We start from the raw sequence: 19,858 nt of genomic DNA on the forward strand, positions 1-19,858 counted from the left end.
CCACTCAAAAAGGCTTAAAAGTGCATATGAAGTAGTGTAGGAATAAAAATTAGGAGGTTACCCAGATGTATAATATGAGAAATGGCCCACATCCTGCGGACACGAGGTTCTTTTTTGTCGGTCCATTGGTTGGCGGCTTATTTGGAGGCCTAATTGGCGGCTTTGCGGGTGCGGCTATTGCTAGACCTCGTCCGTTTTACGGGCCAATGCCATATTACGGACCGCCCCCATTTTATGGACCTTATCCTGCCCCCGCTCCATATGGATATGGCGGCTTCGGAACCCCGTACTATTAATATAGAAAAGTGGAAAGAGCTCTCTTACAAATAGGAGAGCTTTTTTGTCATGATATTATGGATCCTTTTAAGTATCCCGTTTGGATCAGAGAATTGTCTAGCGTAAGCGGATTATCGCCTCTCAACATTTTTGTCTTCTCCCCATGATAAGTCAACATCGGTTCACGCATGCTTACTGTGTTTTCTTTTCAAAATCATTAAAACGCGAGGCGGCTTTCCAGAGCCTACAAATTACGGCGAGGCTTAGATCCACTTAACAGTACAGCCTTTGCCTCGAAGCACCTTTAGTTTGTACGGCGATGATCAAGCCGCTTGAACTTTTCCTATGACCATCGTAATTTCAGTGTCAATTTACAGCAGTCATTATAAGCTTTGCCTGAATCGAAATGCAGACTTAGTCCGTCAGGTGTATAGGAAGTTTTAGGGATATTTTTAATTCCTGTCGATTTAATCATCTGTTCAACTTTTTCCATTTTTGATTGCTGTGCAGCATTCATTAACTCAAATGAGAATTTTTTTGATTTAGCCATTTTTGCTAATAACCGACTTGCGTCATTCATAAGAATGGCCATATCTTTAGCCGAACTCATGAACATCCCTGGATCTACAGTCGGATAAGTTCTCAAAGGAGTTAGTGGATGATAAAAATAGCTAGTATATGGCTGAAAGGGAGGGGTGTATAAAGTATAAGGATAAAAATACTGAAGGTTTATAGCTGTATCCCCCCTTTCTTTAATCGAATGGCATTATGAAATCAATATATGCAGACTGTGCTTTTCCTGTGTTTTAACAATCAGTATCAGAGATTAAAGGGCCATATCAAAGAAGTGAGGATAAAGTTGCAGTCAGTGGGAGAGCAGCCCTTACGGATTATCGTTTTACTATATCTTTTAAAGTGATGAGAATATTCTGTTATAGTAGAAGTAGATAGAAAAGAAAGGGGAAAGAATACATGAATATAGAAAATACACTAATCCATGCACTCGGGATAAAAATTACTGAGCTTGAAAAGGGCAAGGTTGTAGCAACAATGCCAGTTGATGATCGTACAAGGCAGCCCTTTGGCCTGCTTCATGGAGGTGCTTCAGTTGCGCTGGCGGAAACAGTAGCAAGCATCGGTGCATTTGAGCTTGTCGATAAGGAAACGGAATCGGTTGCTGGGTTAGAGATTAATGCGAATCATGTAAGAGGAAAGCGTGAGGGAATGGTTACTGCTGTTGCAACTGTCCTTCATCAAGGAAGAACTACAATGGTATGGGACATAAAGATCGTTGATGAGGAAGAAAAACTTATTTGTGTTTCACGATGTACAATGGCAGTAATTAAAAAGAAATAAACCAAAGGGACTAATCTATGTAAGATTAGTCCCTTTGCATAGTTTCATTTTTTTTGCAGAATAAGAAAGTATACTTCATGAACCTCGAGGGGCAGCTAGTTTCGAGAGAACCTCGAGATTGGACGATGATGACCCAAGCGCTTTTTCGCTTCTCTAATTTACTTTCCTTTTTTTGCTTGAGTTGCTTCTTTTAACTTTAAATCATCCTGTACACTTTTATCCCATAACTTTACACCGGAGTTGTAAGCAGCACGGCTGATTAAGTGACCTGCCACAGGCGAGGTGACGAAGATAAAAACAATGCCGAGAATAACGCGTGAGTTCACTTGGCCTTCTTTCATATAAAAGTAAAGAAATGTACCAAGTAAGACAGCCAAGACTCCTAAGGTTGCAGCCTTCGAAGCAGCATGGTTTCTTGTATATACATCAGGAAGTCTAATTACACCGAATGCGGCAACAAGGCTAAGAAAGGCACCAATAAGTATTAATGCTACAATAATAATTTTAAAGATCTCGATCACGTTCAAGAGCAACCCCCTTTTCTAAATATTTGGAGAAGGCTACAGTTCCAATAAAAGAGAGAATCCCAAGCAGCAGGATAACCTCCAGGAAAGCATTTGTATCTAAGAAAATGGATACGAGTGCAACAATCGCAACGAGATTAATTCCTATTGCATCAAGTGCCACAACTCGATCAGGCATGGAGGGGCCTTTAATAAGCCTATATATTAATCCTAGAATCGCGATCGACATGCATAGAATCGCTATTTTGACAGCAATAAGAATCATTATCGGCTCACCTCCAAAATCGCTTTTTCGAATGTATTTTTGATGGAATCAATGGCTTCTTGTGCATCATCCATGTCGATTGTATGGATATAAAGAATCTTATTATCGTCAGAGACATCGACTACAAGTGTCCCTGGTGTTAAAGTGATTAGATTAGCAAGAATGGTAATTTCCCAGTCCTTTTCTAAAACTGTTGGCAGTGCAAAGATGCCAGGCTTGATATCAAGCTTTGGTTTAAGTACTAGTTTCAGCACACTAATATTTGAGAGGATTAACTCTTTTATGAAGAGAAGTCCAAGACTAATGATAGCAATGACTCTTCCTAGATAAAAGCGAGATCCAAAAAATCGCCTAAAGGTAAAGAGAATAACCATTCCGAATAAATAGCCTTTGAAAAAGGCAACTGGCTCGTATGACATTGTGAAAAACATCCACAGAAAACCTAGAAATACGTTGAGCAAAATTTGAAAAGCCATACTTACCACTCCTTTAAGACTGCTTCAATATAAACACTTGGATTAGCAAGTGTTTCTGCAGCCTGTGAGATATAAGGGAAAATAATTTCTGAACCAGCTCCATATAATACGGAAATTGTCACAAGAATAACTGGTGCAATTAGGAGTTTTCGAACAGGTACATTAGTTTCCCCTTTATAATCCTGAGGAGTTCCCCAAAAACCGTTAATAAAGATTTTCATGATAGAAAACAATACGAGCAAGCTAGAAGCTAAGACAATGCCTGCACCCAAAAATTGTTCGCTTTCAAATCCTCCTTTGACAATCAAGACCTTGCCAACAAAGCCGCTAAACGGAGGAATCCCTGCAAGAACGAGAGCAGCTATGAAAAATGTCCAGCCCAGCCCAGGATAGCGCCTAATTAACCCGCTAATCTTTCTTAAATCACTTGTCCCAGTAATCGCAATCATGATACCAATTAATAAGAATAGTGCTGCTTTAATAACCATATCATGAATCAGATAAAATACAGAGCCAGCTAGGGAATCTGGAGTCATAACTGAAACCCCGAAAAGAATCACACCGATTGCAACGATGATATTATAAATGATAATTTTTTTAATATCTGAGAAAGCGATGGCACCTATAACCCCAACAACTATCGTGATAATTGTAAGGATCATTAGCAGCTGATGTGTGTAGCCCGTGTCATGGATAAAAAATAATGTATAGGTCCTCATAATCGCATAAACCCCAACCTTTGTCAGCAATGCACCAAACAAGGCCATAACTGGGGCTGGCGGAGCATAGTACGATCCTGGCAGCCAGAAGTATAATGGGAAAATCCCGCCTTTTAATCCAAATACGATTAAAAAGAGAACAGCAATGACAGTAATGATTCCAGATTGGCCAAGGTCATCTAGCCGGACCGAAATATGAGCCATATTTAATGTCCCTACAACAGAATATAAATAAGCAACGGCAATAACAAATAAAGCAGATGAAATGACATTCACCAATATATACTTAATTGTTTCACGCAGCTGTATTTTTGTCCCACCTAGTACAAGTAAAACATAGGAGGCCATTAGCAAAACTTCGAAGAATACAAACAGGTTAAAGATATCTCCAGTTGTAAAAGCACCGATAACCCCAACAATCAGAAAGTTCAATGCTGGATAATAAAAATATTTCTCCCTCTCGACTCCGATGGAGCGAAAAGAATAGATGATACTTGTAAAAGCAATAATCGTAGTCGTTAAAACAAGTAAAGCAGATAGCATGTCTGATACAAGTGTAATTCCAAAGGGAGCTTGCCAGCTAGAAACATCTAATGTTTGAATCCCATCATTTCTTACCTTTTGTACAAGCAGGAATGCGATAACAACATTAAACAAAGCAGATATAGCAGCAATCCATCGCTGTATCACAACGTTCTTAGCAAAGAAGATTAAAAGGATTCCTGTAAGAAATGGAATTAGCAGCGGTAAAATTAAAAAGTTAATCATTTCCTTCATTCCCTCTCAATCTTTCTGTATTATCCGTGCCAAGCTCTTTGTATGCCCGATATGCAAGGACAAGGAAGAAGGCAGTAACTCCAAAGCTAATAACAATTGCAGTCAAGATTAAAGCTTGCGGAATCGGATCTGTATAGGAACTTGCCTCTTCTCCAAGCAGCGGAACTGTCCCTCTTTTTAAGCCGCCCATTGTAAGTATGAGCAAATGTGCACCATGACTAAGAAGACCAGTGCCAATAATGATTCGCAATAAACTTTTTGAAAGCATTAAATAAGTGGCAGACATGAATAATATGCCGATAACAAAAGCCATTACTATTTCCATTATTCATCCTCTCCAATCGTTTGAATAATGGTCATTGTTACACCAACAACAACTAAGAAAACCCCTAGATCAAATATTGTAGCTGTATGAAGAGCTGTATCGCCCAAAATCGGTAAATCTACATGGCCAAAGGCGTGGGTAAGGAGGGGAACATTGAAAAACAATGCGCCTGCTGCCGTTCCTCCTGCAAAAAGCAGTCCAGTTGCAGCCATATAGATATAGTTAACCGGTAAAATTTGAGAAACTGTCTTCATATCAAAAGCCAGCATCAGCAAAATGATTGCTCCTGACGTGAGCAGGCCTCCAACAAAGCCGCCGCCAGGTGTGTAATGACCAGCAAAAAAGATATGAAAAGAGAAAAGAATAATGATAAACAAGACAACTTTAGTAGTTGTTTGTAGAATAAGGTCATTTGTTTTCATTTTTCTTTTTTCCTCCCATTCGTAATTTAATCATGGCAAATATCCCTAAAGCAGCAATTGTCAAAACGGTAATTTCAAACAATGTATCAAAGCCACGGAAGTCTACAAGAATAACGTTAACCATGTTTTTGCCTGCGGCCTCTGTATATGTGTTTTCAACATAGTATTCAGAAATGGAGTCGAACACTTTATTGCTGTGTGCGGATAAAGCGATTACTGTCACAATCGCACCAACACCAATAGAGATGATGGCGTTTGTAAGCTTGAATCTATTTCTTTCTTCATTCCTTTTCTTTGGCAGGTGATAGAAACATAGAAGGAATAAAGCAACTGAAATGGTTTCAATAACGAGCTGTGTGAGTGCCAAATCAGGTGCACGGAATAATACATAAAACAATGACACGGTATAACCGACGGCCCCTAGAAGGATAATTGCGGTCATCCTTGAGTTGACAAACAGAATACTTATGGACCCGATCACGATAGCTAAAGCCAGCAATACTTCATAAAAACCAATGGATGAAATATTACTCGTATCAAATATAAATGCATTTTTTACAGCGATTGTCGTCGCCAGGATAAAAATGAAAAATGCAAAAATATAAACGAGATAAGTTCGGATTGATCCATTCATATATGTTTTTGTTAGTTTATTTGAAGCTCTTTGAATCAATTCTAATCCGTTATCATACAATCGGTTAAGAGTAAGCTTCTTTGGGAAAAAGTCATATACTCTCTTCCATTTTGGCAATGTCAAGAACAGCAAAATTCCTAAAGCAATGACACCGATTGTCATAAATAATTCAGGTTTAAAGCCATGCCAGAAGCTAATATGAACATCAATATTATTATTTGGCAAAATAGATTCCAATGCAGGTGAGAGAATGCTATTAGCGAGTATGTTAGGAAAGAAGCCAATAATAATTACAAGTGAAGCAAGAACGATTGGAGAAATTAACATGCCCATCGGTGCTTCATGTGGTTTCTTCTCTAATTTTTCTGGCTGATACTTGCCTGTAAATGTTTTAAATACTAAGACCATACTGTAAATAAAGGTAAATACACTAGCAATCCAGGCTATAACAGGGAAGAGCATGCCCCATGTTTCAAAGTTGAATATATCAAGCTCTAGAACACGGATCATTCCTGTGAAGAACATTTCTTTACTTAAAAAGCCATTGAATGGCGGCAGCCCTGCCATTGAAAATGTACCGATAATGGCTAATGTGAAAGTAATGGGCATAAAATTCATCAAGCCGCCAAGCTTGCGAATGTCCCTGGTTCCTGTTTCGTGGTCGACAATTCCGACTACCATAAAGAGACTGCCTTTGAAAGTGGCATGGTTAAATAAATGAAAGACAGCAGCTAGTGTTGCAGCACCATAAAAACTATTCTTCACATCATCGAAATGGAGAGCTGCAGCACCGAGCCCGAGCAGTGACATAATCATCCCGAGCTGACTGATAGTTGAAAAGGCAAGAATTGCTTTAAGGTCCGTCTGTCTCACGGCATTAAAGGAACCCCAAAATAAGGTGGCGATTCCAAACCCAGCAATTAACCAAACCCAAAGACCTTCGGAAGCAAAAACTGGTGTCATTCGAGCAACTAAATAAATACCTGCTTTAACCATTGTAGCTGAATGTAAATACGCACTGACTGGTGTTGGTGCTTCCATCGCATCTGGCAGCCAGATGTGAAATGGAAATTGTGCTGATTTTGTAAATGCACCTAATAAAATACAAATTAATGCTGGGATAAATAATGGGTTTTCTGTAATTCCAGCTGCTTGAGCAATAATCTCAGAAATATTGAATGTCCCAGTCATAATATAAAGGAGAATGATTCCTCCAAGCATGGACAAGCCGCCTAATACGGTAATAAGCATAGATTTCTGTGCACCATATCTTGACTTTTCGCGATCATACCAATAGCCGATTAATAGAAAGGATGAGAAGCTTGTGAATTCCCAGAATGTATACAAGACGATCAAGTTATCTGATAAAACGACTCCAAGCATTGCACCCATGAATAATAATAAGTACACATAGAAGGTATTTAGCTTTTCTTTATCCTTTGATAAATAATAAATCGAATATAATACAACTAGGGACCCGATCCCTGTGATTAGTAAGGCAAATAGCAGACCTAATCCATCTACTTTTGCAATAAAGTCAACACCAATAGCAGGTATCCATGGGACGGATTCTGTAATCGTCTTATGTGTTGAAGTGATGGAGATAAACGATAGAAAATAACTGAATAGCAGGATGGGCAATGGCAGAACGAACCAGCCTGTATGTATGTTCCTAAAAAGCTTATACAAAATAGGAATGAAGATGGCAAGTAAAAATGGCGAAATTATTGCCAGATGCAGCAAAGACAAATCATGACCCCCTTAAAAAATTTGCGGTAATACTCCTATTATTCTTCTACATAATAGCCAGCAGTATCACACAATAGTTGAAATTAATGTATTATTTCTTATAGTAACTAACTGAAAAAACAGCTAAAAATATATATTTTATAGTGGGAGAAGGTGGTGTTGAAAATTACTATCTTTGGGGTGGTTAAAGCTTGTTGTCAGTTAAAACATCATACAAAAAGGGTGACGACATATCCTTGTCAGGATCTTCGTCACCCTTATATTTGCGTCTATTATACAAACCCCAGTTATCCGAAAATAAGAATGACAATAAAATATACTACCATTGTAATTAAACCAACTGGAACACCAAAACGAGCCCATTCCTTGCTGGTAATATTCAATTTTCCGGCAGCAATAATATTCGGGATATTTCCAGGGATAAGCATTCCGCCACTAATAATTAGTCCTAATAAAATGGCTTTAATTGTCTGTGCATCCATGGAAGGACTGATTTCAGCAGCTGCAAGTGTTGCATTATCCAATATTGCAGAAATCATATTAATCCAGTAAAGCAAATTCGGGCTTAGTCCAAGTAAGTATTTTTCAATAAATGGTTCAAAGCCTGATCCAAGTAATGTTAAACCCATTACGAATAAATAAATTTTTAAGGAACGAATAATAATCTCTTTATAGCTTTCCTTTTGTAAACCAGCATTCAGTCCGTTATTACTTTCTTTCGGGTTAACCAGGATTGCAGCAAGTATCCCAAAAATAACAACAGCTGGAATGACATCGGAACCAATTAATTTAATTAAATAGAAGAAGTCTTCATTTAATTTACTGATTGTTATTGTTGCAAGTGGTTCGCCAATTGGTGTTAATGCAGCACCAAGTCCAATTGAGAAACAAGCTAGGACAACGAGGCGAATTTCAGATTTTCGGTCAAGACGTAACACACTAACTACCACGACTAGAACAATGGCTGCAATAATAGCTGTAATTATGCTAGAAATTAGTCCAAGAATAATAACGACAAGTGCTAAAAATAATCGGAAAGGAATGGCTTTGCTTAATCCAAGTATCCCTTTTTCCATAGGTGTTTGGCACCATCTAAATAATAAACCAGCGATAAGCACCGCTAATGTAATATGAATAGGATCTTCAAGCGCTTTTATAAATAACTCCCCGTCAAGTACTTGACTAATCGCTGCAGCTGCAATACCCATTATAAATAAGAACACTTCTAAGTTATGTTCTACGGCTTTAACTGTAAATGGTAGAAATAAGACTAGTACCAATACAATTGTTAATCCTAAAATCATGATGTCTCAGGTCCTTTTCTGTATTTTTTATTTTTATTATATCATGTAAATAAGAGAAATCTTCAATGATTTTGTTTTTTCTATCATCTCCAAAGCTAATTAATAAATAGGTAGAAACACGTAAATTTATAGGAAAATTTTTTTGAACTTTATCGGTTGTCAAGTTAGAAAAGGATGTTTTTTAGTAAGAATGGGCATAAAAAAGTAAAATTTTGTGAAAAGACCATGTAAGTATTTTTAATAATGAAGCAGGTATAATCATTCATTTATTTATGCACCCTTATCATTAGGGGGTGTGTGATGCTAAAAAAGAAAATAATCATTTCCGTATGTATTTTTTCAACCTTATTCTCTTGTGCGTGGATGTTGGAGCAGAAGGGAAAACGGGATTTTTACATGCCTGAAGCAGAAGAAGTTGTGGAAATAATTCAGGATGGAATTAGTCTGCCTGAGGTTGAAATGGTAGAGAAGGAAAGAGTAAAAGCATTTGGGCCACGTGAGTACATTAGAATCAATATGATTAAGGAAGGATGAGGAAGCTCATCCTTTTTTTTAGTGTTTGTTTCTGTATTGTATTTATTTAGCATATCCGTAATAATAAAAGCTTGAATACATATGAAAAATTTAAATGGGGATATAAAATGAAAAACACCTATTTTATGAGCTATTTTCCGCTCCTATCAATTATTTTGTTTAGTCTTTCGCTTTCAATAAATATTGAGATGGTCTTGCTTGATTTTCTAAAATCAGCAGGAATCTATGTAGGAATGAGAGAGTTCTTTTCAGATGGTGGAATCAAGCTAGCTCTTTTAGCACTGTTATTAATCCTATTTTTTTGTATATATGCTGCCTTAAAACTGCTGGCGGATACGATCAATGAAGTCTCTTTATTATTTTTTTCAAAGGATTCTGAGGGTGAGAGTTTGAAGAAAATTCGTGGAGGAGCAATTATCTATTTTATTGGAAGTATCATTTCTTTATTGATGATGAGCAGTCTAATAGGGATTCTAGTGGTGCTTGCAGTGACGACAGTAGTTTATTTCTGCTATTTTGTCTATAAGATAAGCTCCTCCCTCTCGATTTTAGGATTAGTCGGTGTCATCTTCTTTCAAGTATTAACGTGGTCATCCTTGTTCATAGGTGTCATTTATTTAGCTGTAAAGGTTTATAACAGCATCCTTGCCAGTTTACCAATATAGGAAGGAATCGATTGAGATCCATTCCTTCCATCTCTATTACTTTGTCATCATATCCTTCCAAATGAGCTGTTGGGGTGCTGCGGACTGGATGGATTTCATATTCTCCGGCTTATCTTTTCCTATCCAGACTCCTGCGGTATACTGGTCGGTTAGACCGATAAACCAATAGTCTTTATAATCATTTGTTGTCCCAGTTTTCCCGCCGGCATACCCATTTGAAAGATTAATCTTTTTTGCGGTTCCAGATTGAATCGTTTTTTTCATTAATTGTCTTATTTTATCAGTCGTTGCTTTGCTCCAAACCTCCACTTGGCTGTCTTTCCAGCTATACAGTACTTTTCCATCCATAGTTGTTACTTTTTTTATTGCCCTCGCTGGCTGATAATATCCGTTGTTTGCAAAGGTGGTATACGCTGCAGTGAGTTCAAGTGGAGTCATGCCATAGGATAACCCGCCAAGAGCAGAGGATAGCATATGATCTGATGCTGTCACTTTGCTAAATTGAAAGTTTGCTAGGTCCTTAAATCCATTCTCTACACCAATTGAATCCAATAGTCTAACAGCCGGTGTATTATAAGAGTAGATAAATGCTCTTTCTAAAGAGACATTACCGTACACGCCGCCTCCATAGTTCTTTGGACAATACCCATTTTTACAATAAGGACCTGCATTTACCTTTTTTTGGAGGGATGCATTTGTTCGCTCCAAATATGGGCCATAAACAAGCAGCGGTTTTATTGCAGATCCTGGCTGTCTATATGCCTGATAGCCTCTGTTAAAATCATATTTTTGATAGTGTTTTCCTCCAACAAGAGCAACAACTTGGTGTTTTTCATGGTCAATAACAACAGCTGCTCCTTCTAAATCATTATATGGAAGTCTGTTCTTTACAGATTCCTTTGCTTTTTCCTGTATGGCAGGATCAAGTGCTGTTTCGATAATAATTCCTGAAGCTATCACATTCTCTACACGTTGTCTAAGCTTCTCCTCTACCTTTTCCTTCTCCTGTTCAGCTGCTGATGCTAGCTTTTTATTGAATCCTTCTTGCTGAGCAATTAAATCACTAAGTTCTTCTTCGACATAAGTTACGTAATCAGGATATAAATCAATTTGTTCTCTTCGATTTAGAAGGATCGGCTCATTTTTAATTTCCTCAGCTTCCCCTAAGCTAATCAATTGCTGTTCACTTAATTGATCGATTAGCCGTTCTTGGCGTTCTTTGGTTCTATCAAAGTATTTGAAGGGATTATACATAGTTGGATTATTTGGTATCGATGCTAAAAAAGCAAGCTCAGCCTTTGTAAGCTCTTTCGTTGGTTTTTGAAAGTAAAACTGAGAAGCCGCCTCAATTCCATACACCCCATTATGGAAATATATCGCATTAATATAGAGCTCAAGTATTTCTTCCTTTGTATAGCTGCGCTCAATTTCATAGGCATAAAGCAGCTCGCTTAGCTTCCGGTTATAGGACTTTTCAGTATTTAAGTAAAGGTTCCTGGCAAGCTGCTGAGTAATGGTGCTCGCTCCCTGTTTAATATCGTTCGACTGCATATTAATGGCAAGTGCTCTTCCGATAGCGGGTAAATCAAAACCAGGATGCTCATAGAAATGCTGATCCTCAGAGACAACGAATAACTCTTTAAGAAAAAGCGGAATATCCGCAGAATCTAGATTGATTCGATTAACAGGCTTAGAAATCTCAGAAATAACCGCGCCATCGGAAGCTTTAATAAAGCTTGTCTGCGGCAATTTAATTTCTTTCATAGGGATCTTTTTTTCCAATACTTCATGAAAGCCTTGAACTTGGGCAATTTCCGAACCGGCCACAAAAACCACTGTCATGAAGATGGGAAGCAAAGCAGCAATAAGTATATATCCAGCAAACAATCGCAACTGCCTCACGTTCCTTTCGTAATTTCTAATTCTCTATATGTTATTATTCGGATGAAATAGTGAAAAGGTTAATGATTATTTTTTTCGTGTTGTTTCCGTTAGAAAATCTGCACGAAAAATAAAATTACACAGAAAAATTAAAATTTTCCGTGGTATAATTAATAAAATATGTACGTAGCAATTTTTACTGAAAGCAGGTGAGATAATGGAGGATGAGCATCGCTATTTATTTATCGATTTTGAGTTTACTATGCCGGATAGGAGCAGCCGATTTAAAGGGTTTTATCCGGAAATCATTGAAGCGGGAGTTGTTGCTGTCAGGAATGATCAAGTATATGAACAATTTTCATCATATATTTCTCCCATTCGTTTCCCGATATTATCTGACCGCTGTAAATCCTTCCTTCGAATATCTCAGCAACAGGTCGATCAGGGAATATCTTTATATGAATTAGTGAAAAAACTAAAGGATGTAAGCAATAATTATCCATGCACGATTATTACATGGGGAAATATGGATATGAGGGTGCTGCGGAATAATTGTCAGCATGCAGGCATTCCTTTTCCATTTAAAGGGAAGGAAATAGACTTATCAATGGAATATAAACGTTTCTTTGGTGATCAGAACCAGACTGGTTTATGGAAGGCTGTCCAAGAGTATGGAAAAGAAGGAACTGGCAAACATCACCGTGCATTAGACGATGCGATGACAACCTACAATATTTTTAGATTAGTAGAAAAGGATAAGCGATATCTAGAAAAACCTGAACCAACAACTATTGGTGATAGGGTAGACTTTTCTAAGCTGCTGAATAAATTCGCCTAAAAAGCCAAATCGCTGTGTATCGATTTGGCTTTTAGCATTTGAAGATGTGTTTACTTTTGTTTAAAATAATCCTTTTCCAATGATGCAATGTTTTTTAGGCTTTGCTCCGCCCAAGGGGATGAAACACCTTCAAGCTCTTGTTTCATTTTATCTAATGCTTGTCTAAGGGAATCCGTGTAATCAGGAATATCTTCTTCAAAATGCTTGACCATTTTCTTAGGAACGTTCGTTTGTTCCCTGTAAGCTAATGCTCTTCGTTCATGAAAAAATACTGCCTCTCCATCCTTCGGGCTATGAAGGTCTCCTTGCATTGGATGCTTCGCCACTGCAAGCACTCTTACTAAATAATGCTGTGGGCGTATTTCTGTCACTTCTCCTAGATATGTTCCAGATTTATAGTGAGCTCTTACTCGGTCACCAACTTTGAATTCTTCCATCCTGTATCCTCCTCTTTCCTTCTAATAAGGATCCAATTATATTCCTTATTATGACTTACTTTTGCGGAAAAACCTAGTACAAACCATCGCCGGCCACCGGGCTAGGAGCCCCCCTTTAAGTAGTCGAGAAAAAATTCATCGACAGCCTGTAAATGCCCGATTCGTTTGCTTTATAATCGTTATATTGATGTGATATAATAAAACATTAAAGAAATGCTTTTTGAGAAAGGACGAATGGGATGTTAGAATGGACTGTATTGTCTTTGTTTTTATACTTTCCTGAAGATAAATCAGAGTATCTCCCTGCTGCCATTAGTTTAGGAATTTTTGCGATTGCTGCTTATTTTACATTTAGACTCATTGTTCGAATCTCCAAAAAAGAGGCTTTGAAGGCGAAGGAGCTGGAGGAAAGATTACAGCATCAAATGAATAATAGCGGAGAGAACAGTTAATCACAGCTGTTCTTTTTTTTTGTCTAGCTCTAACACTTACCCCTCACGTACAAGCCGTTTTAATGTCAACAATGCGACAGGGGAAGGAGAGCTTCTGCTTGACTGCCATCGATCTCACGACCAAAGGCATAGTTTTTAGAGGACGTCACGCTTTTGGCCGGTCTCGAGGGAATAAGCTTGTCTAAGAGACATGAATCATAAGTCAATCCCTTCTAGAGGCAAAGAATGTCTTCCTCTAGTTCTGGACTTGTGTTTGTCGGTCCGCGCCTCCTCTTTTTCGATTAAGCCTCCGAAAAAAGTAAAGAATACTTTTTTGGGAGGCTTATCTTGTGTTTTCCGTGAGTACAATGGAGAGCTTCCTGTGCAGTCTTCGAAGGAATAATTAGGACCTTGATTGTTCCGAAGGTGTTTCCGCTTTTCTTGTTTATCAAATGATGATCTTGGAGAAACTAAAGAACAAATTGTCTGACGGAGGATTTAAGATCATGAAAAAAGCGTGGCTATTTATCCCTTTATTATTCCTTGCAGGGTGCGCAGAGGAGAATATAAGAAACTTAGATGTTGAAATGTTTAATGCGGTAGGTGACTCTTTAGGCAAAATAAAATTAGAGGAACAGGCAGCGGGAGTAAAAGTGAAGGTTGATTTGAAAGGGCTCCCACCTGGGGATCATGCGATTCATATACATGAAAAAAGCGCGTGTGAGCCACCAGATTTCAAATCAGCAGGCAACCATTTTAATCCCGAAGATAAGGAACATGGATTATTGCATCCTAAGGGGGCACATGCGGGAGATCTGCCTAATCTAATGGTTGAGGATAATGGGAAAGTTAAAGCTGAATTTATGGCTCCTCAAGTGACATTAAAAGAAAATAAAAAATCTTTGTTGACCAAAGAGGGAACATCCATCGTTATTCACGAATCAGCCGATGACGGCATGACTCAGCCAGCTGGAGATTCAGGTGCACGTATTGCATGCGGTTCTATTTCAAAGGATAAACATTCAAAAGGGCAAAAAAAGACACAGGATGATTAGAAAAAACGAGTTTCAAGCTAAGTTACGATTGTTTATAAGTTAATTGGAGATCGAAAATAGAAAAGTATAAGGAAATCTATAGTCAATATGAGATCGTAGTCTAAAATGGATATTAATAATCGATATAGCAAATTCTAAAGGGAAATGGTCGCCAATTAGGTTAGCTGGCGACCATTTTTCTAACTCTCCTTATTGAAATGCTTTTTTCAGTCTTTCTAATCCTTCAAGTACAACCTCTTTTGGACAAGCGACGTTCATTCGGACAAAGCCTTCGCCGCCAGGTCCATACTTCGTACCTGGTTCTAATGCTAATTTTCCTCTTTTTAATAACCGGTCTTTAAGCTCCTCATCACTTAAGTGGAGTTCCCGACAGTTAAGCCATATTAAATAACTGCCCTCTGGCTCCATCACTGATATCCCTGGCAAATGAATATCAATATACTCCTTTACTGTATGAACATTTTCTCTTAAATAGGCTAATAGTTCTTCTAACCATTGTTCACCGGATCGGTATGCTGCTTCCGTTCCGATAATTCCAAAAGCTGATAAACTGAAAAATCCTTGCCTTTCTTGGACGTCCTTAAATGCTTTACGAAGTTCTTTATTTGGAACAATTACAGCCGAGGCCTGCAGTCCAGCAAGATTAAATGTTTTACTAGGTGCGATGCATGTAACTGTTATATCTTTGAATGTCTCGTCCAATGAGGCGATGGGTATGTGCTTGTTTTTTAAAATTAAATCAGAATGAATTTCATCAGAAAGAATGAGACAATTGTATTGATGGCACAGCTTGCCAATCCTTGTTAATTCCTCTTTCGTCCATACTCTGCCACTCGGGTTATGTGGATTGCATAGAAGGAATAGTTTCACGCCATCCTTCAGATGATCTTCAAATACAGTAAAGTCAATTTCATAGCGGTTATCAATTAATTTTAATGGTGTATTTACGAGCTGGCGATTATTTTTTTCGATCATTTCAAAGAAAGGGGTGTAGACAGGCGATTGCAGCATAACTTTATCTCCTGGTGCGGTAAAGGCTTCGATGGCAATTGAGATGGATGGAACGACTCCTGTGCTGTAAAGAACCCATGAGTGGTTAATTTTCCAGGCATGTCTCTTGTTGAGCCATAATTGAATAGCTTCTGTGGTGGAAGGGGGTGAAAAGGTGTAGCCGTATATTCCGTGATCCACTCTTTCTTGCAGAGCGTCCTTCACTTCTTTTGGCGGCGAAAAATCCATATCTGCAACCCACATTGGCAATACATCATCTGTTCCAAAGATTTGCTTCGTCAATCCCCATTTAACGGAAGAAGTGTGTTCCCGATTCAATTTTTGATTAAAATCGTAAATGTTCATTGCGTCCCCGCCTTTTCATTTAATTCTTCTTTACTCTATAATAAAGGATGTAAATAAAAAGTAAAATAAAAGGTGATCATGATGCAAAAGCAAGAAATAAACCTACAGCTTGTATCCAAGCTAAATGAGTGGGACCCCTTTCAAATCGGGGAAGGCAATTATGATACAGAAATAGCTGACGTGATTCAGGCTGTTCATGATATGGATGATAAGGAAAGACTGGCAAAAAAAATTCAGGCAATCTACGAATTTTCCTTCGAGCAGGTAATTCCGCTAACAGATTGCGAAGAAATTACTGGAAAAATCATCGCAATCAAAAATAGTGGTTCTTGCAGATTATAAATTTAACAAATAGAAAATCACCCTTACAGACTGGAAAAGGGTGATTTTTATTTGTATTCATCTACGAATTTTTTTATATGGAATAGAACGTCTTCTGGCTTTTCTTCAGGAACAAGATGGCCAGTTTCTTTTAGCACAATCAGTTTGGAGTTATTTAAATCCTTATGCAGCTGCCTTCCAATGTTTAGTGGAACAACTTTATCATGCTCTCCCCAAATTAGAAGGCAGGGGGTATGTATCTTATGAAGTTTTTCAATTGGCAAGTCTCCTTCCCGATCCCGAATCATTCTTGTCAGTGCGTGGAAGATACGATCCTCTAAGAAAGGTTCTAAATACCCTTTTTCCATTTCCTTATCTATTTTTGCATGGTCATAAACGACATTTCTTAAGTTCTTCTCCACACCTGATTTTTCAAGATAACGTTTAATAAATAGATGGAAAAAAGGAAGATAGCTTGAGAAAATAAGGGAAGGATTTGACCTTTTGAGATAGGCAGAGCTGCATAATAAAACACATTGGGCAATGAGATCAGGCCGTAAGTAAGCGGCATTTAAGGCGATTTGGCCACCCATAGAATGTCCAATGATTATGATATCTTTCAATTGCAGGCTTTCACAAAGCTTGATAACAGTGGTTGAATGATTTTCGTATGAATAAGTGTAGGTTGTGGACTTCCCGCTTTTACCAAAGGGAGGCAAATCAACGGAAATCACATTAAACTCAGTTTTTAAAAGCGGAATAAGGTGTCTGTAGCTAAAGGTAGAAGAAAGAAAACCATGCAGTAAAACAACAGTCCTTTTTGAATGGGCATGAAAGGATGATTCGTAATAAATTTCATTTCCATTAAGGGTTACTAAATTGCTGTCCATCTTCTATTCCTCCTTCTGGGCTTATGAATAGTATGCTAGGAATTATATGTAAAAACAATAAAAAAGGGACAAACCATTTTAGATTTGTCCGTTCAAAAAAGGGGGGAATACTAGAAAGCTTATAAAATAAGGATAACCAAGTTTCACTTTTTTATACATGGGTTAAATCCTTTTTTAAAACATAATTAAAGAATTCGCGCACAAAATAGAATAACGCCATATATAAATAACTTTTGAAAAACGAGCCCATCTATGATATAATTTTTAATTGCGAATAAAAACGAAAAATAATATAAAATTTAGGAGTGTTTTCATGTCTGAAAAAATCGAAGTAGGAAGTGTTATTACAGGAAAGGTAACTGGAGTTCAACCTTACGGTGCGTTTGTAGCTTTAGATGAAAATACACAAGGACTTGTTCATATCTCAGAGGTAACTCATGGTTTCGTAAAAGATATTAATGAATTTCTTAAAGTGGGCGATGAAGTAAACGTAAAGGTTTTATCTATTGATGAAGAAGCAGGTAAAATTGGTTTATCGATCCGTGCAACAGAGGAAGCACCAGCTATTGAAGCAAAGGTTAAAAAGCCTCGTAAGCGTCAAGCGGCACCGATTAAAGTGGAAAATGATTCTGCGCAAGGATTTAATACTCTAAAAGATAAGCTTCAAGAGTGGATTAATCAATCTCAAGCTTAATGAATAAACTAAAACTCCTCTGTCATTTGTGGCAGAGGAGTTTTAGTTTCTTATATATTAAGAACGTATCATTCTCTATTCGGTGTAGACGGAAATTCAGGAATTTAGTGTGACGGACAGCATGCCCAATTTCGGGCAAGTGCGACAGGATACGGCTTCCATTTGGGCGTAAGGGCAGCTAGTCCTCTGTTTTTGCCCTTTCAAGGTTTGTTGATTGGCGAGTTTTCTTTAAACGGTACTGAAGGTTTTGTCTGCTCATTCCTAGGGATTTTGCAGCTTTGGTGATATTGTTATGGTGGTAGGTTAACACCTTCTGTAAGTAGTTCGATTCAATTTCCTCCATATATTGATTTAATGGCTTTATATCGCTGCTATTTTCATTCATAACAGGCTGGTTTTGGTTATCTGCTTTAAATTGAGGCTTGTTGCGGAAATGAATGGGTAAGTGTGAATATGAAATGGTATTCTCATATTCAATCAAGTTCATTGCTCCCTCAATTACATGCTCAAGCTCTCGTACATTACCAGGCCATTCATACTGCTTAAAGCTATTTAGTACCTTCTCATCGACCGCTTTGACCATCATTCCGAATAACTGATTATATTTTTCAATAAAGAACTGAATCAGGTCAGAAATATCCTTTTTTCTCTCTCTTAATGGAGGGATAAATAGGGAAACAACACTTAGTCTATAATATAAGTCTTTCCGGAGTCTTCCCTCAGAAATAGCATCTATTGGATCCTCATTAATCGTGGCGATTATTCTGACGTCGATTTTCCGATCCTTCGTGTCACCTATGCGGCGGACTGTTTTTTCTTGTATGGAGCGTAAAAGCTTTGCCTGCAGGGCAGGATTAAGTGAGTTAATTTCATCTAATAGCAACGTTCCGCCTTCCGCTTGTTCAAATAAACCTGGACGTTCGATAGCTCCTGTAAAGGCTCCTTTTTTTGTTCCGAAAAGCAACCCTTCAATTAGGCTATCTGGAAGTGCGGCGCAATTTTGTGAGATAAATGGTTTGGCTGAACGTATACTGCCATTATGAATACTTTGTGCAAAAAGCTCTTTACCGGTTCCTGTATCTCCGATAATTAGGATGGATGAATTTGTCCTCGTCGCTCTTTTGCTTGCCTCGATCACATCCTTGATTTCATTGCTGCTCCCGATGATGCTATCGAATGTGTAGCGTGTATCACTTTGTTTATTCATATTTTCTCTAATCAGTTTTTCAAGCTTAGTGACATCACGTGCAATTTCGATAGCTCCAATTCTGTCCTCCTCTTCGACGATAGGGAAGGTATTATTAATCGTCGTTATCTCTTGTCCGCGATTATTAAAATACGTTTGCTTTGCATTGATGATTGTTTCCCCTTTTGTAAGGGCCTTTATAAGTGTACTATATTCATTTTTATGAAAAGAAAAGACATCTAAGAGGTCTTTATCAAGAACGTCTTCAAACTTCATCCCCTCGATTTCAGCCATTTTTCTGTTATAAATCATTGTTTTTCCTTCATGGTTTACTGCATGGATTCCAATATCGATTTCATTAAGTATTTTATCGAAAAATTTTAATTGTACGGGAGTTAAATGTTCGTTCCTCATATCTAACCTCCTTAATTGATTTTTCAGATGCAATTTTATTTTGCGTCTTAGTTTAGAAAAATGCAAATATATTTTGCATCGGTAAATAAAAATGCTGATTGGATATAGTTTTTAATTTTGGCATATTTCTTGCAATGATTACTAGTTGAAACGATAGAGGGGGATGAAAACATGGTACAACCATACAAACATGAACCATTTACTAATTTTAAGTTGGAAGAAAATCATCAAGCCTATTTAACTGGTTTAAAGACAGTTGAAAGCTATTTAGGAAAAGACTACGATTTAGTCATCGATGGAGAGCGCATCTCTACAGAAGATAAGATCGT

The 19,858-nt window shown here is 37.8% G+C and carries 23 protein-coding genes and 1 pseudogene; 10 read left to right on the forward strand and 14 right to left on the reverse strand.

Going from position 1 to position 19,858, the window contains the following annotated elements; genetic code table 11:
- The first annotated feature begins 65 nt into the window (after positions 1-65).
- Entirely contained in the window at positions 66-296 is a 231-nt protein-coding gene (locus ASU02_RS23930) for a hypothetical protein (RefSeq protein ID WP_057767940.1), read from the forward strand.
- 323 nt (positions 297-619) lie between these two features.
- Here the strand turns inward: ASU02_RS23930 and ASU02_RS23935 are convergent, their stop codons facing one another.
- On the reverse strand, positions 620-886 hold the full coding sequence (locus tag ASU02_RS23935) for a hypothetical protein (protein WP_057767941.1): 267 nt from the start codon (positions 884-886) through the stop codon (positions 620-622).
- Positions 887-1,248: 362 nt separating this feature from the next.
- Between ASU02_RS23935 and ASU02_RS23940 the strand changes: the two genes are divergently transcribed.
- On the forward strand, positions 1,249-1,632 hold the full coding sequence (locus ASU02_RS23940; RefSeq protein ID WP_057767942.1) for a hotdog fold thioesterase: 384 nt from the start codon (positions 1,249-1,251) through the stop codon (positions 1,630-1,632).
- 158 nt (positions 1,633-1,790) lie between these two features.
- Here ASU02_RS23940 and mnhG read toward each other — a convergent pair whose 3' ends face one another.
- From mnhG to ASU02_RS23980, 8 genes are all read right to left on the reverse strand, one after another.
- The gene (gene mnhG / locus ASU02_RS23945; protein ID WP_057767962.1) at positions 1,791-2,153 is read right to left on the reverse strand and encodes a monovalent cation/H(+) antiporter subunit G; all 363 of its coding nucleotides are present in this window, start codon (positions 2,151-2,153) and stop codon (positions 1,791-1,793) included.
- A complete protein-coding gene (locus ASU02_RS23950) occupies positions 2,137-2,421 on the reverse strand; it encodes a Na(+)/H(+) antiporter subunit F1 (RefSeq protein ID WP_057767943.1) in 285 nt (94 codons plus the stop codon). Before ASU02_RS23950 ends, mnhG begins: the two co-directional genes overlap by 17 nt.
- A complete protein-coding gene (locus ASU02_RS23955; RefSeq protein WP_057767944.1) occupies positions 2,421-2,897 on the reverse strand; it encodes a Na+/H+ antiporter subunit E in 477 nt (158 codons plus the stop codon). Before ASU02_RS23955 ends, ASU02_RS23950 begins: the two co-directional genes overlap by 1 nt.
- 2 nt (positions 2,898-2,899) lie before the next feature.
- Positions 2,900-4,384, reverse strand: a complete 1,485-nt coding sequence (locus tag ASU02_RS23960) for a Na+/H+ antiporter subunit D (RefSeq protein WP_057767945.1) — start codon at positions 4,382-4,384, stop codon at positions 2,900-2,902.
- On the reverse strand, positions 4,377-4,718 hold the full coding sequence (locus ASU02_RS23965) for a Na(+)/H(+) antiporter subunit C (RefSeq protein WP_053477820.1): 342 nt from the start codon (positions 4,716-4,718) through the stop codon (positions 4,377-4,379). Before ASU02_RS23965 ends, ASU02_RS23960 begins: the two co-directional genes overlap by 8 nt.
- Complete coding sequence (locus ASU02_RS23970; RefSeq protein ID WP_057767946.1) at positions 4,718-5,140, reverse strand: Na(+)/H(+) antiporter subunit B; 423 nt, start codon at positions 5,138-5,140, stop codon at positions 4,718-4,720. The genes ASU02_RS23965 and ASU02_RS23970 overlap by 1 nt, the downstream gene beginning before the upstream one ends.
- Entirely contained in the window at positions 5,127-7,523 is a 2,397-nt protein-coding gene (locus ASU02_RS23975; protein WP_057767947.1) for a Na+/H+ antiporter subunit A, read from the reverse strand. The genes ASU02_RS23970 and ASU02_RS23975 overlap by 14 nt, the downstream gene beginning before the upstream one ends.
- Positions 7,524-7,810: 287 nt before the next feature.
- Positions 7,811-8,827 (reverse strand): DUF1646 family protein, encoded by a 1,017-nt coding sequence (locus tag ASU02_RS23980; protein ID WP_057767948.1) that lies wholly within the window; start codon positions 8,825-8,827, stop codon positions 7,811-7,813.
- 300 nt (positions 8,828-9,127) lie between these two features.
- Here ASU02_RS23980 and ASU02_RS23985 point away from each other — a divergent pair, with 300 nt between their 5' ends.
- Together ASU02_RS23985 and ASU02_RS23990 are read left to right on the forward strand one after the other, a co-directional pair.
- Positions 9,128-9,361 (forward strand): hypothetical protein, encoded by a 234-nt coding sequence (locus ASU02_RS23985; RefSeq protein ID WP_057767949.1) that lies wholly within the window; start codon positions 9,128-9,130, stop codon positions 9,359-9,361.
- A 107-nt stretch (positions 9,362-9,468) separates the two neighbouring features.
- Entirely contained in the window at positions 9,469-10,026 is a 558-nt protein-coding gene (locus ASU02_RS23990; RefSeq protein ID WP_057767950.1) for a DUF5366 family protein, read from the forward strand.
- A 36-nt stretch (positions 10,027-10,062) separates the two neighbouring features.
- On the opposite strand, the gene ASU02_RS23995 is transcribed toward ASU02_RS23990, so the two are convergent.
- Positions 10,063-11,913 (reverse strand): transglycosylase domain-containing protein, encoded by a 1,851-nt coding sequence (locus tag ASU02_RS23995; RefSeq protein WP_232426331.1) that lies wholly within the window; start codon positions 11,911-11,913, stop codon positions 10,063-10,065.
- 211 nt (positions 11,914-12,124) lie between these two features.
- Here ASU02_RS23995 and kapD point away from each other — a divergent pair, with 211 nt between their 5' ends.
- Positions 12,125-12,745 (forward strand): 3'-5' exonuclease KapD, encoded by a 621-nt coding sequence (gene kapD / locus ASU02_RS24000; protein WP_057767952.1) that lies wholly within the window; start codon positions 12,125-12,127, stop codon positions 12,743-12,745.
- A 50-nt stretch (positions 12,746-12,795) separates the two neighbouring features.
- On the opposite strand, the gene ASU02_RS24005 is transcribed toward kapD, so the two are convergent.
- Positions 12,796-13,182 (reverse strand): kinase-associated lipoprotein B, encoded by a 387-nt coding sequence (locus tag ASU02_RS24005; RefSeq protein WP_057767953.1) that lies wholly within the window; start codon positions 13,180-13,182, stop codon positions 12,796-12,798.
- A 239-nt stretch (positions 13,183-13,421) separates the two neighbouring features.
- Between ASU02_RS24005 and ASU02_RS24010 the strand changes: the two genes are divergently transcribed.
- Together ASU02_RS24010 and ASU02_RS24015 are read left to right on the forward strand one after the other, a co-directional pair.
- The gene (locus ASU02_RS24010) at positions 13,422-13,634 is read left to right on the forward strand and encodes a hypothetical protein (RefSeq protein ID WP_057767954.1); all 213 of its coding nucleotides are present in this window, start codon (positions 13,422-13,424) and stop codon (positions 13,632-13,634) included.
- A gap of 485 nt (positions 13,635-14,119) precedes the next feature.
- Positions 14,120-14,668, forward strand: coding sequence for a superoxide dismutase family protein (locus tag ASU02_RS24015; protein ID WP_057767955.1), 549 nt, complete (start codon positions 14,120-14,122; stop codon positions 14,666-14,668).
- Positions 14,669-14,857: 189 nt separating this feature from the next.
- Here the strand turns inward: ASU02_RS24015 and ASU02_RS24020 are convergent, their stop codons facing one another.
- The gene (locus ASU02_RS24020; protein ID WP_057767956.1) at positions 14,858-16,024 is read right to left on the reverse strand and encodes a MalY/PatB family protein; all 1,167 of its coding nucleotides are present in this window, start codon (positions 16,022-16,024) and stop codon (positions 14,858-14,860) included.
- A gap of 81 nt (positions 16,025-16,105) precedes the next feature.
- Here ASU02_RS24020 and ASU02_RS24025 point away from each other — a divergent pair, with 81 nt between their 5' ends.
- Complete coding sequence (locus tag ASU02_RS24025; RefSeq protein ID WP_057767957.1) at positions 16,106-16,366, forward strand: DUF1871 family protein; 261 nt, start codon at positions 16,106-16,108, stop codon at positions 16,364-16,366.
- A gap of 47 nt (positions 16,367-16,413) precedes the next feature.
- Here the strand turns inward: ASU02_RS24025 and ASU02_RS24030 are convergent, their stop codons facing one another.
- A complete protein-coding gene (locus ASU02_RS24030; protein ID WP_057767958.1) occupies positions 16,414-17,235 on the reverse strand; it encodes an alpha/beta fold hydrolase in 822 nt (273 codons plus the stop codon).
- A 313-nt stretch (positions 17,236-17,548) separates the two neighbouring features.
- Between ASU02_RS24030 and yugI the strand changes: the two genes are divergently transcribed.
- Complete coding sequence (gene yugI / locus ASU02_RS24035) at positions 17,549-17,929, forward strand: S1 domain-containing post-transcriptional regulator GSP13 (protein ID WP_057767959.1); 381 nt, start codon at positions 17,549-17,551, stop codon at positions 17,927-17,929.
- Positions 17,930-18,107: 178 nt separating this feature from the next.
- On the opposite strand, the gene ASU02_RS24040 is transcribed toward yugI, so the two are convergent.
- A complete protein-coding gene (locus ASU02_RS24040) occupies positions 18,108-19,529 on the reverse strand; it encodes a sigma-54 interaction domain-containing protein (protein WP_057767960.1) in 1,422 nt (473 codons plus the stop codon).
- Between the two features lie 171 nt (positions 19,530-19,700).
- On the opposite strand from ASU02_RS24040, the pseudogene ASU02_RS27130 reads away from it, so the two are divergent.
- A pseudogene (locus tag ASU02_RS27130) lies at positions 19,701-19,858 on the forward strand (L-glutamate gamma-semialdehyde dehydrogenase); the annotation flags it as partial.

Origin of the sequence: Cytobacillus praedii, assembly GCF_001439605.1 — a bacterium.
GTDB classification, from domain to species: domain Bacteria; phylum Bacillota; class Bacilli; order Bacillales; family Cytobacillaceae; genus Cytobacillus; species Cytobacillus praedii.